18 protein-coding genes, 1 riboswitch and 1 other annotated feature are annotated in these 16343 nt (G+C 36.7%); of the genes, 11 read left to right on the forward strand and 7 right to left on the reverse strand.

Annotated features, from left to right (window positions below; genetic code table 11):
- Positions 1-47: 47 nt before the first annotated feature.
- Positions 48-1421: a Na+/H+ antiporter NhaC gene (nhaC, locus tag ABH959_RS06260; protein WP_404492390.1), complete on the reverse strand. Its 1374-nt coding sequence runs from the start codon at positions 1419-1421 to the stop codon at positions 48-50.
- 277 nt (positions 1422-1698) lie between these two features.
- Positions 1699-1918, reverse strand: a binding site (T-box leader).
- A 142-nt stretch (positions 1919-2060) separates the two neighbouring features.
- Between nhaC and ABH959_RS06265 the strand changes: the two genes are divergently transcribed.
- The 8 genes from ABH959_RS06265 (at position 2061) to ABH959_RS06300 (ending at position 8823) form a co-directional block, all read left to right on the forward strand.
- Entirely contained in the window at positions 2061-2417 is a 357-nt protein-coding gene (locus ABH959_RS06265) for a hypothetical protein (protein ID WP_113937201.1), read from the forward strand.
- Positions 2418-2494: 77 nt separating this feature from the next.
- The gene (gene bioA / locus ABH959_RS06270; protein WP_113937116.1) at positions 2495-3928 is read left to right on the forward strand and encodes an adenosylmethionine--8-amino-7-oxononanoate transaminase; all 1434 of its coding nucleotides are present in this window, start codon (positions 2495-2497) and stop codon (positions 3926-3928) included.
- On the forward strand, positions 3928-4656 hold the full coding sequence (gene bioD / locus ABH959_RS06275) for a dethiobiotin synthase (protein WP_113937117.1): 729 nt from the start codon (positions 3928-3930) through the stop codon (positions 4654-4656). The genes bioA and bioD overlap by 1 nt, the downstream gene beginning before the upstream one ends.
- A complete protein-coding gene (bioF, locus tag ABH959_RS06280; RefSeq protein WP_113937118.1) occupies positions 4622-5809 on the forward strand; it encodes an 8-amino-7-oxononanoate synthase in 1188 nt (395 codons plus the stop codon). The genes bioD and bioF overlap by 35 nt, the downstream gene beginning before the upstream one ends.
- The gene (locus ABH959_RS06285; RefSeq protein WP_219303496.1) at positions 5806-6546 is read left to right on the forward strand and encodes an alpha/beta fold hydrolase; all 741 of its coding nucleotides are present in this window, start codon (positions 5806-5808) and stop codon (positions 6544-6546) included. Before bioF ends, ABH959_RS06285 begins: the two co-directional genes overlap by 4 nt.
- Positions 6512-7321 carry a malonyl-ACP O-methyltransferase BioC gene (bioC, locus tag ABH959_RS06290; RefSeq protein WP_113937120.1) on the forward strand — a complete coding sequence of 270 codons (810 nt, stop codon included), beginning with the start codon at positions 6512-6514 and terminating at the stop codon, positions 7319-7321. The genes ABH959_RS06285 and bioC overlap by 35 nt, the downstream gene beginning before the upstream one ends.
- Position 7322: 1 nt before the next feature.
- Entirely contained in the window at positions 7323-8321 is a 999-nt protein-coding gene (gene bioB / locus ABH959_RS06295) for a biotin synthase (protein WP_113937121.1), read from the forward strand.
- 181 nt (positions 8322-8502) lie between these two features.
- Complete coding sequence (locus ABH959_RS06300) at positions 8503-8823, forward strand: hypothetical protein (RefSeq protein WP_002088493.1); 321 nt, start codon at positions 8503-8505, stop codon at positions 8821-8823.
- A gap of 22 nt (positions 8824-8845) precedes the next feature.
- Here ABH959_RS06300 and ribH read toward each other — a convergent pair whose 3' ends face one another.
- The 5 genes from ribH to ABH959_RS06325 all read right to left on the reverse strand — a co-directional run bounded on the left by ribH (position 8846) and on the right by ABH959_RS06325 (position 13270).
- On the reverse strand, positions 8846-9307 hold the full coding sequence (gene ribH, locus ABH959_RS06305; RefSeq protein WP_000230892.1) for a 6,7-dimethyl-8-ribityllumazine synthase: 462 nt from the start codon (positions 9305-9307) through the stop codon (positions 8846-8848).
- A 150-nt stretch (positions 9308-9457) separates the two neighbouring features.
- Positions 9458-10669: a bifunctional 3,4-dihydroxy-2-butanone 4-phosphate synthase/GTP cyclohydrolase II gene (gene ribBA / locus ABH959_RS06310; RefSeq protein ID WP_113937122.1), complete on the reverse strand. Its 1212-nt coding sequence runs from the start codon at positions 10667-10669 to the stop codon at positions 9458-9460.
- A gap of 12 nt (positions 10670-10681) precedes the next feature.
- The gene (gene ribE, locus ABH959_RS06315) at positions 10682-11326 is read right to left on the reverse strand and encodes a riboflavin synthase (RefSeq protein ID WP_404492391.1); all 645 of its coding nucleotides are present in this window, start codon (positions 11324-11326) and stop codon (positions 10682-10684) included.
- Positions 11308-12420: a bifunctional diaminohydroxyphosphoribosylaminopyrimidine deaminase/5-amino-6-(5-phosphoribosylamino)uracil reductase RibD gene (gene ribD, locus ABH959_RS06320; protein WP_242307760.1), complete on the reverse strand. Its 1113-nt coding sequence runs from the start codon at positions 12418-12420 to the stop codon at positions 11308-11310. Before ribD ends, ribE begins: the two co-directional genes overlap by 19 nt.
- A gap of 309 nt (positions 12421-12729) precedes the next feature.
- A riboswitch (FMN riboswitch) is annotated at positions 12730-12873 on the reverse strand.
- Positions 12874-13063: 190 nt separating this feature from the next.
- Complete coding sequence (locus ABH959_RS06325; RefSeq protein ID WP_001151582.1) at positions 13064-13270, reverse strand: CDGSH iron-sulfur domain-containing protein; 207 nt, start codon at positions 13268-13270, stop codon at positions 13064-13066.
- Between the two features lie 139 nt (positions 13271-13409).
- On the opposite strand from ABH959_RS06325, the gene ABH959_RS06330 reads away from it, so the two are divergent.
- Entirely contained in the window at positions 13410-13655 is a 246-nt protein-coding gene (locus tag ABH959_RS06330) for a DUF2552 family protein (RefSeq protein WP_002014992.1), read from the forward strand.
- Positions 13656-13665: 10 nt separating this feature from the next.
- Here the strand turns inward: ABH959_RS06330 and ABH959_RS06335 are convergent, their stop codons facing one another.
- Entirely contained in the window at positions 13666-14589 is a 924-nt protein-coding gene (locus tag ABH959_RS06335; protein ID WP_002014993.1) for an alpha/beta hydrolase, read from the reverse strand.
- Positions 14590-14671: 82 nt separating this feature from the next.
- Here ABH959_RS06335 and ABH959_RS06340 point away from each other — a divergent pair, with 82 nt between their 5' ends.
- Complete coding sequence (locus ABH959_RS06340) at positions 14672-15166, forward strand: GNAT family N-acetyltransferase (RefSeq protein WP_404492392.1); 495 nt, start codon at positions 14672-14674, stop codon at positions 15164-15166.
- Positions 15167-15415: 249 nt separating this feature from the next.
- Positions 15416-16342 (forward strand): LacI family DNA-binding transcriptional regulator, encoded by a 927-nt coding sequence (locus tag ABH959_RS06345; protein WP_404492393.1) that lies wholly within the window; start codon positions 15416-15418, stop codon positions 16340-16342.
- Position 16343 lies beyond the last annotated feature (1 nt).

Consider the following 16343-nt stretch of genomic DNA (forward strand, 5'->3'; position numbering starts at 1 on the left):
ATTGTAAAAAGGATTACCGTAATCGGTAATCCTTTTTACAATATATATTATGAAACTGGTACTGTTTTTTCTTTCTTCCATGAAAGACCAAATCCAGTGAAACCAACAATAATTGTTAAGACCGGGCAAGCTAAACAGAAGATTGCGAATGGAACGTAATCAAATGTCGGAACGCCAAGGACATTCGATAAGAATACGCCACTTACTCCCCATGGTACGAGCGGGTTAATAACTGTACCTGCATCTTCTAATACTCGTGATAAATTACGACGTTCTAAACCGACTTCATCGTATTTGTTAGCGAATGCTTGTCCTGTTAAAACGATGGATAAGTACTGCTCACCAAGTAAGAAGTTTACACCAATTGCAGTTGAAGCAGTAGAAATAATTAAGCGTGTGCTATTTTTTACAAAGCTAGAGATAATATTCATCAGCTGCGTGATAATGCCCATTCCTTGTAGTAATCCTCCCATACAAAGAGCTAGGAAAATAAGAGCAATCGACATCATCATACTTTGTAGACCACCGCGAGATAGTAAGCTATCAATGTCTTTAATACCAGTTTTAGAAACGTAGCCGTCTTGCATAATTTTCATTAAATCAGCTAAAGAAGTGCTAGGTTTAAAAATAAAGAGAATAATAATTCCTACCACAATTCCTGCAAGTAATGTTGGAACTGCTGGAACTTTTTTAAATGCGAATAGGAACAGTAATAAAATTGGAATAAGTGTAACGATAGAAATCGTTGTGTTTTGTTCTAACGTGCTAATAAAGTTTGTGAAGTCAACGTCTCCACTAGTACCGCTTCCTAAAATGAAAAATGCGATAAAAGCAATAATAAAAGCAGGAACTGTTGTCCAAAGCATGTTACGAATATGCTCAAATAAATCTACACCTGTTACAGCAGGAGCTAAGTTTGTTGTATCAGATAAAGGAGACATTTTATCTCCAAAGAATGCACCAGAAATAATTGCACCAGCGATCAGAGCTGGATCGTATCCGAGAGCACTACCCATTCCCATAAAGGCAAGTCCTACAGTTGCGGCAGTCGTAAAGGCACTACCGATACTCGTTCCAACAATTGCACAAACAACAAAAACAGTTGGGACGAAAATTTTAGGAGATACAAGCTGGAAGCCGTATACCATTAAAGTTGGAATTGTTCCAGCAGCGATCCAAACACTAATTAATACGCCCACAAGTAAGAAAATAAAAATAGATGGAATACCAGCTGAAATACTACTTATCATTCCTTTTTCCATAATAGACCAAGAAATTTTTTTCATAAATCCAAATGCTAATAAAAGAACGATACCAAATAAAATTGGGATGTGTGGTGAAACTTCTAATTTGATAACACTAAAGCCAATACAGAAAAAAATAAAAATTGTTAAAAGAACAGATTCAATTTTTGAAACCATTGTTTTCCCCTCCTAAGTAATTTAAAATAGCTCTTTTTTATATAAAATTCGCCAATATTGTATATTTCCTTCTAAAATTTAGAATTTTGTGACAAATTACCGGTAATTGTCAACATCTCAATATGATACGGAAATGATTGGATAAAAAAACGCCCCTGCATATAATTATGCAGGGACGAAGAAATCGCGGTACCACCCTAGCTTGTGAAAGGAATGTATCACAAAATAAAGGGTCATATGATATGCGCTAATAAAATAAAAACGCCCCTGCAATATATGCAGGGACGAAAAATTCGCGGTACCACCCTAAATTGTGAAACAGTTTCGTTTCACCACTCTTTAGACATAACGGTCTAAACCGTCTTTCACTACTCCTCACGTTTCGTAAAAGAAGCTCCAGGGGGTAATTCATAAATCGCTCTGTACTGGTTCGCACCGACCACCAGCTCTCTGAAATCAGAAAACGAAATACTACTAAATCCTATCAACGCCGATTCATATGATGTTAGTTAAATTTTTATCATATATTCATCATACATGTCAATAAAAACATTCGATATTTTTTTAGGGAAATAAAGGAGAAATGTTTTTAATACTGTAAAAGTGTGCGTTATAATGAATTTGAAAGGGGAGGAAAGAGTGAAGAAAAAAATAATTCTTTTTACCACCTTACTAGTCGTTGGCGGAAGTGCTGGAATTTACACAGCTTTTGCAGCTGAATCAGAGCAGTCGAAACAAAAGCAAATACAGCAGTCAGAAGTGAAGAAAGTGAAAGAAATTGAAGAGAAGAAATCGATGGAAAAAGCAGCTATGAAACTAGGAGTTTCTACTGAGGGGAAAACAAAAGAAGAGGTTACAAAAGAAGTAGATACCGCTAGATTTGAGCAGCGCCATGATTTGTTAATTGAGCATGCTAAGCAACTTGGAATTGATGCAGAAGGAAAAAAAGATGAAGAGATTATTTTAGAAATTGGAAAGATACAACATGGAAAGTAGAACAACTTATCGTATGATAAGTTGTTCTTTTTTAAGAATTATTTGATTTAAAAATAATTGACAGTCATTTATTTTTAATGTTAACTTTATTTATAAACAAGTTAACATTAGGGGTGGCAATTGTGGCTGTTAATAGTAACATGAGTGAAAAATCATCTTATACATATGAAGAATTATCGAAGAAGAATAAAGATTACGTATGGCACCCATTTACACAAATGAAAGATTATTTAGAAGAAGATCCTGTCATTATTGAACGTGGAGAGGGAAGAAAGCTATACGATGTAAATGGAAATGAATATTGGGACGGTGTTTCATCTATTTGGTTAAATGTTCATGGGCATCAAGTACCAGAACTAGATGAGGCAATTCGCGAGCAATTAAATAAAATTGCTCATTCTACTATGCTAGGACTTGCTAACGTTCCATCTATTTTATTAGCAGAAAAAATAATTGAAGTTGTACCAGAAGGTTTGAAGAAAGTATTCTATTCAGACTCTGGTTCTAGCGCCGTTGAAATTGCAATTAAGATGGCCTTTCAATATTGGCAGCATAAAGGAAAACCGAAAAAACAAAGATTTGTTACATTAAAAGAAGCATATCACGGTGACACGATAGGTGCTGTTTCAGTGGGGGCAATAGACTTGTTTCACCAAGTGTATAGTTCACTATTATTTGAGGCAATTAAAATGCCGTATCCATATACATATCGTTCTCCTTATGGAGATAATAAGGAACAAATTGTAAAGAAACATTTAGAAGAAATGGAAGAAATGCTACAAGAAAAACATGAAGAAGTAGCAGCTATTATTGTGGAGCCATTAATGCAAGGTGCTGGTGGGATGATTACAATGCCAAAAGGATACTTAAAAGGGCTTCGCCATTTATGTACAAAATACAATGTATTATTTATTACAGACGAGGTAGCGACTGGATTTGGGCGTACCGGAAAAATGTTTGCATGTGAACACGAGGATGTGACGCCAGACATTTTAACAGCCGGAAAAGGTTTAACAGGTGGTTATTTACCGGTGGCAATTACGGTAACGACAGATGAAATTTATAATGCCTTTTTAGGAGGCTATGAAGAACAAAAAACGTTTTTCCATGGTCATAGTTATACAGGGAATCCGTTAGGTTGTGCCGTAGCAATTGCAAATTTAGAACTATATGAAAAAACTAATTTAATAGAAGATGTTGCGCATAAAGCAGAATATGTAGCGGCACAATTAGAAGCTCTTAATGAATATAAGCACGTAGGAGATATTCGTCAGTGTGGGCTAATGGTTGGTATTGAACTTGTGAAGAATAAGGAAATGAAAGAATCGTTTGAATGGACAGAAAGAGTCGGTGTTCAAGTGTGTAAACGCTCAAGAGAGCTGGGCATGATTTTGCGACCACTCGGTAATACGATTGTATTTATGCCTCCTCTTGCATCTACGGTGGCTGAGATTGATGAGATGTTACGCATTTTATATAAAGCAATCTCGGATGTTACGGAGGGAGAGTAATGAGTGGTTTCTTTATAACAGCAACGGATACAGAAGTTGGCAAAACGGTAGTGACAGGAGCATTGGCAGGTATATTTCGAGAGCGTGGACATAATGTTGGTGTATATAAACCGTTGCAAAGTGGACATGTTGCATCAAATCCTGAGGGTGATGCAGCAAGGTTAAAAGCATTATCGGGTGTACCGACAGAAGAGGATGAAATTTGTCCTTATTCCATTGAAGAACCACTTGCTCCGAGACTTGCCATGAAAAGAGCTGGAAGGACAGTAACGTTAAAAGAAATTACTGCTCACTATAATGAACTACTAAAAGAGTTTAATAGCCTATTTGTAGAAGGAGCTGGTGGGCTTGCAGTTCCATATACAGAAGATGCTTTAGTGATTGATTTTGCAAAAGAATTACAGCTCCCTCTTATTGTAGTAGCGCGTCCGACACTAGGGACAGTTAATCATACTGTCTTAACAATTTCTTATGCAAAGGCACACGGTTTAACAGTAGCAGGTGTAATTTTGTCTGGTTGTAAAGAATGTGAAAAAGAAAGAGTGCAAGAAAACAAAGAAATGATTGAGGAGTTAAGTGGAGTACCTGTTTTAGGGTTATTACCATTCCTTGAAGGTGAGTTTACAAGGGAAGAATTATTGGAATCGGCAAAAGAACATATTATGATTTCAAAATTAGAGGAGCTCATCCAAAATGAATCAAATGTGGCGCACGCATCTTCAATCTAAAGTAGAACAATTAAAGGAGCAAGGGCAGTATCGTAATTTACATGTAACAGAGAAAGCGGAAGAGACATGGCTTATTCGAAATGAGAAAAGGATGCTAAATTTAGCATCAAATAATTATTTAGGGTTAGCTGGAGATGAAAGGTTGAAAGAAGCTGCTATTGTCTGCACAAAAAAATATGGAACTGGAGCGACTGCCTCTCGTCTCGTTGTAGGAAATTATCCACTGTATGAAGAGGTTGAGAGAAGTATATGTGATTGGAAAGGTACTGAAAAAGCTTTAATTGTAAATAGCGGGTATACAGCAAATGTAGGTGCTATATCTGCTTTATCCTGTCGTCACGATATGGTTTTTAGTGATAAATTAAATCACGCAAGTATTGTTGATGGAATTATATTAAGCGGAGCAGAGCATAAAAGATATCGTCATAATGATTTGGATCATTTAGAAAAGATGTTGCAAATAGCGTCACCAGAAAAGAGAAAATTAATCGTAACAGATACGATTTTTAGTATGGATGGAGATATTGCATATTTGAGAGGCTTAGTTCAGCTGAAAGAGAAATACGGGGCAATCATTATAGTTGATGAAGCACATGCAAGTGGAATATATGGAATCGGTGGAGCCGGATTATCTCATGTAGAAAAAGATATTGCTCAAAAAATTGATATACATATGGGGACGTTTAGTAAGGCTTTAGGGTGTTATGGTGCGTATTTAACGGGCGATTCCATTTATATAGAGTATTTACAAAATATGATGAGAAGCTTGATTTTTACTACAGCTTTACCACCAGGAACATTAGGGGCGATCCGAAAAGTAATTGAAATTGTGAAAGAAGATAACGAAAGAAGAGAGCGACTTATAGAGAATGGTGCATATTTCAGGACGCATTTACAAGAAGCTGGTTTTGATATTGGGAATAGCTCAACTCATATTGTACCGATTGTAGTTGGGTCAAATGAAAATACTTTACGGTTTAGTGAAAGGTTACAAGAGGTAGGTATCGCAGCCATTGCAATTCGTCCGCCGACTGTTCCAGTTGGTAGTTCTCGAGTCCGTTTTGCAGTTACGTCACAACATACAATAGCCGATTTAAAATGGGCTATTCAGCATATTATACGCATTGGTAAAGAAGAGGGGTTTTTAGTATGAAAGAGCTAAAGCTTATTTTTATTCCAGGATGGGGAATGGAAGAAGGTGTTTGGACTTTGGTTCTGCCGTATTTTAAAGGATATTCTGTTCAATGTATAGATTGGCGTAACGTGAAAGAACAAAGTGAATTTGCAGGGCGAATAATAGATGTAGCGCAGGATGAAAATGTAATTTTAGTTGGATGGTCACTAGGAGCGTTAGCGGCAGTACAAGCTTATAAAAAGATTAAGGCCCAAGGTATGGTACTAATTGGTGGTACCGCTAAATTTACCAATACAAGTGACTATACAAGTGGATGGAATTCCTTGCATGTAGAACGTATGAAAAAGAATTTAACGAGAAAAAAAGAAGATACTTTGAAGCGTTTCTATGAAAATATGTTTACAAAAAGTGAGCTGAGGGAGAATACGAGTTTTGAAGAGATTGCGCAGAAGTTTAAAGGAGACTCGATTCAGTCTTTACAATTAGGCTTAGATTATTTAATAGAAACAGATATGAGAAATGAAGTAATAGATATGAAAGCCCCGCTGTTACTCCTTCATGGAGAGCAGGATGTAATATGTCCATTGTCTGCAGCCCATAGTATGGCGAATAATACGAATGCCAACCTAAAAGTAGTAAGCGGTGCTGGGCATGCATTATGTGTAACGAATTTTGAATATTGCGCAAATGAAATTATTCAATTTGTAGAGGGGATACGACATGATCAACAAAACGTTACTGCAAAAACGGTTTAACGGGGCGGCTGTATCCTACGATCAATATGCAAATGTACAAAAAAAGATGGCGTATTCGTTACTTTCTACATTGAAGGAACGATATAGTGAAACATCATCGATACGTATTTTAGAACTTGGATGCGGGACAGGATATGTAACAGAGCAATTATCAAATTTATTTCCGAAAGCTCATATTACAGCTGTGGATTTTGCTGATGAGATGATTGCAGTCGCGAAAACTAGAAAAAGTTTGGAAAATGTGATGTTTCGATGTGAAGATATTGAACAATTAAAATTAGAAAATTCATATGATGTCATCATTTCAAATGCTACATTTCAATGGCTTAATGATTTAAAAGAGACAGTGAAAAATTTATTTAACTATTTGTCTGAAGAAGGAATATTATTATTTTCCACGTTTGGTAATACGACTTTTCAAGAATTGCATACGTCTTTTCAGCGTGCTAAGAAAGAAAAGGGGATACACAATTGTACTTCAATAGGACAACGATTCGTTTCGACAGAACAGTTAGTAAATATATGTGAAATGCCATTAGGAAATGTACATGTTTCTGAAACATGTTACATAGAAAGATTTGCAGAAGTTAGGGAGTTTCTACATTCTATTCGAAAAGTAGGAGCGACCAATAGTAATGAAGAGTCTTATTGTCAAAGCCCTTCACTCTTTCGTACGATGCTTCGTATATACGAAAGAGACTTCACGGAAAAAGAAGGGATAGTAGCAACATATCATGCTTTATTTACGTATATAACAAAAGAGGGGAAGAGATGAAATGAAACAAGTGCAAATAAAAAGGGATTGGAAAAAACTTGCATACGACGTAGTAGAAGAGAAAATGATTGCGAAAGAAGATGCAATTGCAATATTAGAAGCTGATGATACAGAGGTTTTAGAAATTATGAATGCAGCTTACATCATTCGCCATCATCATTTTGGTAAGAAAGTAAAGTTGAACATGATTATAAATACGAAATCTGGATTATGCCCTGAAGATTGCGGGTATTGTTCACAGTCTATTATTTCAGAAGCACCGATTGATAAGTATGCATGGTTAACACAAGAGAAAATTGTTGAAGGAGCGCACGAAGCAATTCGTCGTAAAGCAGGTACATATTGTATTGTTGCATCTGGTCGTCGTCCGACGAATAAAGAAGTAAATCACGTTATTGGAGCAGTTAAGGAAATTCGTGAAACGACAGATTTAAAAATTTGCTGTTGTTTAGGATTTTTAAATGAAGATCAAGCAGGTCAGTTAGCAGAAGCTGGTGTGCATCGTTATAATCACAATTTAAATACGCATGCCAACAATTATGATAGCATTTGTTCAACGCATACGTATGACGATCGTGTTGATACAGTCCAAAAAGCGAAGCAAGCCGGTATTTCTCCATGCTCTGGAGCAATTTTCGGAATGGGAGAAACGATTGAACAGCGCGCTGAAATTGCATTTGAATTACAACGTTTAGATGCGGATTCTATTCCATGTAATTTCCTTGTTGCTGTAAAGGGTACTCCGCTTGAAGGACAAAAAGAATTAACACCTGTAGAATGTTTAAAAGTGCTGGCGATGATGCGTTTTGTAAATCCAACAAAAGAAATTCGTATTTCAGGTGGTCGAGAACTTAATTTACGTTCTGTACAGCCACTTGGTTTATTTGCAGCAAACTCTATCTTTGTCGGGGACTATTTAACAACAGCTGGACAAGAGCCGACTGCGGACTGGGGTATGATTGAAGATTTAGGATTTGAGATTGAAGAATGTGCGCTATAAGATAGATGAAAAGCAAACTCTTTAAAGGGTTTGCTTTTTTTTGTAAATAAAATGTAATAAAAGTCCATTAACGCTTGATAGTAGTCACTTTTGGACGAGAAAAATAATTTTGTGGACGAATTTTCCAAGCCCTAATTGTACATAGTAAAAATGTAATTTATATCGGGTTGGAGGATTTTACATGTACAAATACATATTAACTATTATGACCTGTCTGATTTTAATAAAAGCGATAAGTGCTGATCCAGTTAAGGCGGCTGAAAATCCTGAACAAAAAGAAATGCAACAAAGAATTGAACAGCATTTTCGAACGAAAGCTGAACATTTTGGGCTTGAAACAGAAGGAAAAGATTTAAAAGAAGTGAGGAAGGAAATTTCTATTATAGAAGAAGCGGAAAAGAGAGAAAATGTGTGGAGAACAGCACAAGCTCTTCGTATAAAAACAGAAGGAAAAACGATGGATGAATTAATAGAAGATGTACGAAAAAAGGTGAGAAAATAAAAAAGAGGCCGTAGCCTCTTTTTTAAGCCCATTGTTTTGATAAATGAGCCATTTCGATCGCAGCAACTGCCGATTCATATCCTTTATTACCAGCTTTTGTACCTGCACGTTCAATCGCTTGTTCAATTGTTTCTGTCGTTAATACACCGAAAATAACTGGAATGTCCGTTTGTAGTGATAAAGACGCAACACCTTTTGCTACTTCATTACAAACGTAATCGTAATGTGTTGTAGCACCGCGAATTACTGTACCTAATGTAATAACAGCATCATATTTTCCGCTATTGGCCATCTTTTTAGCGATTAAAGGAATTTCAAATGCACCAGGAACCCATGCAACATCAATATCATTCTCTTCTACACCGTGACGCTTTAATCCATCTAAAGCTCCGCCAAGTAACTTACTTGTAATAAACTCATTAAAACGTCCAACAACAACCCCAACTTTTAATCCTGTACCAACTAAATGACCTTCGAATACCATAATGTATCTCTCCTTTAATTATAAAGTGAAACTATAATCAGTGGGGGGATTCATCCCCCGCTGATTATTAGCCCGCACCAATCGGGCCTTTACGGGCAGCCCGACTCCCACCTAACTTCTTTGCTCCAGCCGAATTTTGAGGTGGGAGTTTTACTGCCCGTTAATGCGGGATAAGTTTAGTAAATGTCCTAATTTGCTGACTTTCGTTTGTAAATACGTTTTGTTTTCTTCTTTTGTTGGCATTTGCAACGGTACCCGCTCGGTTACTTCTAAATCGTAACCTTGTAAGCCAGCAATTTTTCGTGGATTATTCGTTAATAATCGTAAACTTTGTAAGCCTAAATCTTTTAAAATTTGAGCACCAATACCGTAATCACGAAGATCAGCTGGGAATCCAAGTTTTTCATTTGCTTCTACAGTATCTAACCCTTCTTCTTGTAACTTATAAGCGCGAAGCTTATTCAGAAGGCCAATGCCTCGTCCTTCTTGTCTCATATAGAGAAGAACACCTTTTCCTTCACGCTCAATTTGAGCAAGTGCAGCATGTAACTGTGGTCCGCAATCACAGCGGCACGAACCAAATGCATCTCCTGTTAAGCATTCTGAATGAACGCGTACAAGTAAAGGTTCGCCTGTTGAAATATCACCTTTTACGAGCGCGATATGTTCTTTCGTATCTAATGAGTTAGAATAGCCAATTGCATGGAAATTACCGAAATCTGTAGGTAATGTAATTTCCACTTCTCTCGTCACAAGTGTTTCGTGATGGCGGCGATAAGCAATTAAATCTTCTATTGTAATCATTTTTATATCAAATTGTTTTGCGCACTCTAGTAAATCAGGTACACGTGCCATCGTACCGTCCTCATTTATAATTTCGCAAATGACTCCAGCTGGCTCAGCTCCGCAAAGTTTTGCTAAATCAACAGCAGCTTCTGTATGACCTGCGCGGCGAAGGACGCCACCTTCTTTCGCAATTAATGGAAAGATATGTCCAGGGCGGTTAAAATCAGTTCCTTTAGATGCGGGATTTAATAATTCCTGTATTGTTGTAGCACGCTCATGAGCACTAATGCCTGTTGTTGTAGAAACGTGATCGATGCTTACTGTAAAAGCAGTGTGATGTGAATCTGTATTATGAGATACCATTGGTTCTAACTGTAGACGTTCTGCGTACTCCTCCGTAATGGGTACACAAACGAGACCACGACCGTGTGTAATCATAAAATTAATCGTTTCTGGTGTAATGTACTCTGCTAAAGCAATAAAATCGCCTTCATTTTCTCGGTTTTCATCATCACATACGATAACAACTTTTCCTTGTTTTAAATCTTCTAGAGCTTCTTCAATACGATGAAACATTGTGCTTCCCCCTTATAGAAATCCGTTTTCTTGTAAAAAGTTTTCGGTCATTGACCCTGTTCTTTTTACTGGCTTTGAAATAAAGCGTTCGATATATTTTCCAATCATGTCACACTCAATGTTTACGATGTCTCCGGCTTTTTTTTCTCCGATGACAGATTCACTTACTGTGTGCGGGATGAGTGAAATTGTAATTGAAGATTCGTCTATATCAAATATTGTTAAGCTAGTGCCATCAACAGCAACGGATCCTTTATGCAAACAATAGCGTAGTAATTCATCAGAAATTGCTATTTTGTAATAGATGGCATTGTAATGTTGTTTTTTAGTTAAAATCGTACCGATGCCATCGATATGTCCGGTAACGAAATGGCCACCGAATCGTCCATTTGCAGCCATCGCCCGTTCTAAATTCACTTTGGCACTGGGCTTTAGCATACGAAGTGATGTTGCTTTCATTGTTTCAGGCATTGCGTCGACAGTGAATGAAGTAGTCGTAAAAGTAGTTACTGTTAAGCAAATGCCGTTAACCGCGATACTATCACCTAATTTGACATCGGATAAAATTTGATTCGCGCTAATAGTTAGCTTCATTGCTTCACCACTTTGAGTCATGCTTGATATCGTTCCTAACTCTTCTACGATTCCTGTAAACATTCCGTCACCTCGCTTTTTAAGGTTGCAACAATTTTTATGTCATTACCGATTTGTTTCATCTCTTGAATTGTTAAGGAAAGTGCATCTTGTAACTTCGAAAAACCAGCTCCGCCAAATAAGGTGGGTGCATCTTTTCCACCAATTAATTTCGGGCTTATATAGGTCACGATTTCATTAAAACTATTTGTTTTTAAGAAGTTTGCATGCACCGTTTGACCACCTTCAACGAACAGAGAAAGAATTTGTTTCTCACCGAGCAGGGATAGGACATCTTGTATTTCAATTTGCTGTGTTTTCATTTGGAATACAGCTATATTGTTAGATTCATAAGACGCTATTTTCTCTTTGTTTACATCCTTACCGACAATAATCCATGTCGGAGTTAAGCCATCTGTTATGACATGAGAAGATGGCGGCGTTCGTAAGTGGGTATCTAAAATAACGCGTATAGGATGTTTACCTCCGTTTGAAATTCGTGTTGTTAAGTGTGGATTATCAGTTAGAACTGTATTCACACCGACTAGAATAGCATCATGTATATGACGATATTGGTGAACGTCAGCGCGTGCTTCTTCGCCTGTAATCCACTTACTTTCACCGGTTACAGTTGCTGTTTTTCCATCTAAGCTCATTGCTGTTTTTATTGTTACAAAGGGACGTTTCGTTTTCATATAGTGAAAAAAGTATCGATTTAATAAAGTGGCTTCCGCCTCAAGAACACCAGTAGTTACCTCGATTCCAACTTCTTCTAATCTCCTTTTTCCATTTCCGGAAACGAGTGGATTGCAATCAAGAGTAGCAATTACAACACGCTGAACTCCTTTTTCAATGAGTAATTCACAGCAAGGTGGTGTTTTTCCAAAATGGCTACACGGTTCAAGTGTTACATAAACAGTAGCACCTTTTGCTTTTTCACCAGCCATATGAAGTGCATGAACTTCGGCATGTTCTTCACCAGCACGCAAGTGAGCTCCCATTCCTATGATGTTTCCATCTTTTACAACAACAGCACCAACCATAGGATTTGGGCTTGTTTGTCCCGATGTTCCTTGTGCTAACTGCAAGGCAATCCTCATATATTCTTGATCTGTCATTCTTTTCACCTCTCCTGAAAAAATCAAAAAACCCCAAGGATTTTATATCCTTGGGGTTTGGGAGACGTGATTTCTAGAAATATAGTTCGAATACGAAAGTATAGGAAAGAAACCTAACGATGACTGATATTTTGGCATAAGGAAAAAACCTAGCAAAATATCAAATTCTTTCAACGCTAGTCGTATCTTTTTATTTCAGTATAGAAACATAAGTATACAAAATAAAACATATATAAAGATTCAAAATGAAACTTTAAAAATATGCATACTGAAATAAAAGTGTATTCGCTATATAAAATTACTAGAAAACATATCCTTCTCCCATCCAGACTATACTGTCGGCCCTAGAGTTTCACTAGATCCACCGTTTTCGCGTTGAAAACGGGTCACGGACTTAGAAGCTATCGCTTCATCACCGCCGGTTGGGAATTTCACCCGACCCCGAAGGATGTTGTTTGCTCACATTATAGCACAAAAAAGAAAAAAGCAAAGTGGAAAATATTCGAATGTGAAGAATTGTGTGAAAATATATGCCGATTTGAATGGGGACGGAAGTAATAGAAATGTTGAAAGGGGAAGGGCTGTATAGGCTTTGATCAAAAGAAAAAACATACACAAATAAATGTGCATGCTCTTTAAATATTTATTCTGCCTCTGGTGCTCTAACAACAGACTCGAATTTTCCTTTATGCGAAGCATCGCAATAAGGCATGTTTTTTGATAAACCACAACGACATAAAGAAAATGCTGGTTTTGCTGGGAATACATTCCCTTGTGAGTCAACTAATTCCACGTCCCCTGTAACGCGAAAAGAGCCATTATCATTCACTTTAATTTGTACTTTTGCCAACGTTATCCCTCCTTTCCAAACGCTTACTCTCATCATATAATTAGGGAGAGTACTTGACAATATAAAAAGAGCACTTTGTTTGAGAGAGAAGAGAGTGTTATAATAGTTTTTATAACTGACTAGAGTAAGGTGACGAAAGATGGATAAAAAATTACACACACTACAAAATATTGCAAATGAGCGCACATGGGCATCATTTTTGAATGATAATCATCCATATAGTTTACTTCATTGGTCAATCGCAGGTGTAGGACAAGAACCGAAAGATGTTTGGTTACTTCAAGATGAGGTAACTTTTCAAACGACGGAATTCCCAACGCTAGACGAGGCAGTAAAGTGGATTTCTGAAAATATGGAACAAGTTACAGACGTTTTAGCGCAGTAAAAAAACAGGCTTATGCAAGCCTGTTTTTTGTTTCTTTTACATATGTGTTTAAAAATTGATCGATGGCATCTTCGTACTCTTCTTTATTTTCATTATAAGAGCAAGCGTGTGCACCATGTTCTGCAATATAAAGCTGTTTATTATTTTCTTTCGCTTCATAAAGTGATTTCGTCATATCAGATAAAATATAGTCATCATCTTTACTATGAATAAAGAGAACCGGATTGTTAATATTTTTTATACAATCAATTGGTGAAACTTCACGAATTGTATAGCCATCACGAACTTTTAAAAAGGCATTTGCTAAAGGTAATAAAGGCCATTTTGGCAAATGAAACTCAACTTTCAAACGATGTTGTAACTGTCCATAAAAATCAGAGAAAGGACAATCAGCAATATAAAAATCAGCACCATCTTCTACAAGTCCTGCATATTGAAGAAGAGTTGCAGCACCCATAGATTCACCATGAATTCCGAGTGTAATATTCGTTCCGAAACGATCTTTTAGCCAGTCAACTACTGACTTTAAATCATGTTTTTCATAATAGCCATAACTTGTTGTTTTACCACCGGTTTTACCATGACGGCGATGATCATAAATAAATACGTTATATCCTCTATTTAAAAATAAGTTTGCATATTTAACGGAATTCATTTTATTTACAGTCACACCGTGGCAAAAAATCATAAATTTATTGGAATGACCAGCTGGCATGTAATATCCGTGAAGTTCGTATCCGAATTGAGAAGGGATGTGAACCTCTTCTTTTTGAATAGCCTTAAAATCGTCCAAATGAAAATGCTTTTTCGTTTCGCGTTCTAAAACTTCTTCCTCTGTTTTTTTCTTCAAGTACATAACTTTATTTGTAAAGAAAATCCCAATCGCAGTTAGTGCGCCTAGTATAGTAAACAATGCTGTAAAAAAACGTTTCATACTTTACCTCATCCTCCAAATACCTCTACATGTGATACACTAACATTGTATCACAATGATGTGAAAAGGGGAGAAATCGTGTATGGTTCATATACAAAAAATCACACCAGAAATGAAAGAAGCAATTCAGGATTTTATGTGTGAAAACTGGGGAAGCTCAATGATGGTCTCGCGAGGCAGAGTACATCAATTAGAAGAATTACCTGGTTTTATTGCACTTAGAAATAACAGAATAGTAGGAATTTTAACATATAAAGTGATAGAAAACATGTTTGAAATTGTATCGTTAAATAGTTTTGAGGAAGGGAAGGGGATTGGTACAAAACTGGTGGATTGTGTATTGCGAGTGGCAAAAGAGAACGAATGTAAAAAAGTGTGGCTTATTACGACGAATGATAATATGAACGCACTTCGTTTTTATCAAAAACGTAACTTCATGATGACGAACTTATATATTGATGCGGTAAAGGAAGCACGAAAAATAAAGAAAGAAATTCCATTTATTAGTTATGATAATATCGCGATTTCACATGAAATTCAGCTGGAGTATATTTTCTCCCACATTAACGGGCAGTAAAACTCCTACCTCAAAATTCAGTTGGAGCAAAGAAGTTAGGTGGGAGATCCACTGCCCGTAAACGCCCGATTGGTGAAGGCTAATAATCAGTGGGGGATGAACAAAACCCGCACTGATTAAAGTTTCACTTTATGAGTAGAGTGGAAATTGTGTAACAATTTTCAGAAATATAAAACAATAACCTTGACGAATGTTATATTTTGGTTTAATTTAAAATTGTAATCTATTACCATATTAAGGGGTGACGATGTGGCAACTATACGTGATGTTGCAAAATTGGCCGGTGTTTCAGTCGCAACCGTTTCAAGAGTCATTAACGAAAAAGGATATGTCCATGAAGATACGGTGAAACAAGTAAAAAAAGCAATTGAAGAATTACATTATAGACCGAATGCTACAGCAAAGCCTTTATTTAAACAGCCTTCAACGGTGATTGCATTACTTGTAGATAATTTGCATAATCCATCATACATCACTTTGCTCCGTTTCGTTGAGGAAATAGCATACAAAGAAGGGTATCAAGTAATAGTTTGTAATATAGAAAATAAGAATAGATACATAGATATGTTGGCGCAAAATAACATTGCAGGCGTTATAATGACGAAATCTGTTTTTCGAAGTATAGGAGAAATCTCACTTCCTTTCGCTGTGCTTGAAGAACGACAATCTCTTATGAGCTATTATGAAAGTGGACAGAAAGCTGTTTCTTTATTAAAAGAGAAAGGCTGCCAGTTTCTTGCTTATATCGGTGAGGAAGTAGAGAGTGAAGAAATGGAAGAGCATGTGGCAGGATTTCTAGATACTGCTTGGAAAGAAGGACTTTCTTATCGAGAGGAAATTGTACAAGGGTATACGAATCAACAGTTTCTTGAATTGTTACAAAAGCATCCATACATAGATGGGGTTGTAGCTTCAAGTGATAAGGTCGCTATTGAGCTAATCAGGGCGGCGAAAACTCTTAATATTCATATACCAGGTAAGTTACAAATCATTGGATTTAACGGGAGTGTAGAGGGTGAATGGATAAGTCCATCATTAACGACGATTGGAAGTTATATCGAAGAAAATGGGGAAATAGCTTTTCAACAGTTAATAGGAAAAATAAAGAAAAAACAAGTGCGACAAGAAGAAGTGGAAACAGAATTTAGATGCATTGAGAGAGAAACAACAAAGTAAA

Source organism: Bacillus sp. RC51, from assembly GCF_044908115.1.
GTDB classification, from domain to species: Bacteria; Bacillota; Bacilli; order Bacillales; family Bacillaceae_G; genus Bacillus_A; species Bacillus_A mycoides.

Excerpts from the sequence above, each read along its gene's own strand:
- ABH959_RS06335 (WP_002014993.1), bottom strand. The coding sequence starts at position 14,589 with ATGAAACGTTTTTTTACAGCATTGTTTACTATACTAGGCGCACTAACT.
- bioA (WP_113937116.1), top strand. The coding sequence starts at position 2,495 with ATGTTAACTTTATTTATAAACAAGTTAACATTAGGGGTGGCAATTGTG.
- nhaC (WP_404492390.1), bottom strand. The coding sequence starts at position 1,421 with ATGGTTTCAAAAATTGAATCTGTTCTTTTAACAATTTTTATTTTTTTC.
- ABH959_RS06300 (WP_002088493.1), top strand. The coding sequence starts at position 8,503 with ATGTACAAATACATATTAACTATTATGACCTGTCTGATTTTAATAAAA.
- bioF (WP_113937118.1), top strand. The coding sequence starts at position 4,622 with ATGAATCAAATGTGGCGCACGCATCTTCAATCTAAAGTAGAACAATTA.
- ABH959_RS06340 (WP_404492392.1), top strand. The coding sequence starts at position 14,672 with ATGGTTCATATACAAAAAATCACACCAGAAATGAAAGAAGCAATTCAG.
- ribD (WP_242307760.1), bottom strand. The coding sequence starts at position 12,420 with ATGACAGATCAAGAATATATGAGGATTGCCTTGCAGTTAGCACAAGGA.
- bioB (WP_113937121.1), top strand. The coding sequence starts at position 7,323 with ATGAAACAAGTGCAAATAAAAAGGGATTGGAAAAAACTTGCATACGAC.
- ABH959_RS06330 (WP_002014992.1), top strand. The coding sequence starts at position 13,410 with ATGGATAAAAAATTACACACACTACAAAATATTGCAAATGAGCGCACA.
- bioC (WP_113937120.1), top strand. The coding sequence starts at position 6,512 with ATGATCAACAAAACGTTACTGCAAAAACGGTTTAACGGGGCGGCTGTA.
- ribBA (WP_113937122.1), bottom strand. The coding sequence starts at position 10,669 with ATGTTTCATCGTATTGAAGAAGCTCTAGAAGATTTAAAACAAGGAAAA.
- bioD (WP_113937117.1), top strand. The coding sequence starts at position 3,928 with ATGAGTGGTTTCTTTATAACAGCAACGGATACAGAAGTTGGCAAAACG.
- ribH (WP_000230892.1), bottom strand. The coding sequence starts at position 9,307 with ATGGTATTCGAAGGTCATTTAGTTGGTACAGGATTAAAAGTTGGGGTT.
- ABH959_RS06285 (WP_219303496.1), top strand. The coding sequence starts at position 5,806 with ATGAAAGAGCTAAAGCTTATTTTTATTCCAGGATGGGGAATGGAAGAA.
- ribE (WP_404492391.1), bottom strand. The coding sequence starts at position 11,326 with ATGTTTACAGGAATCGTAGAAGAGTTAGGAACGATATCAAGCATGACT.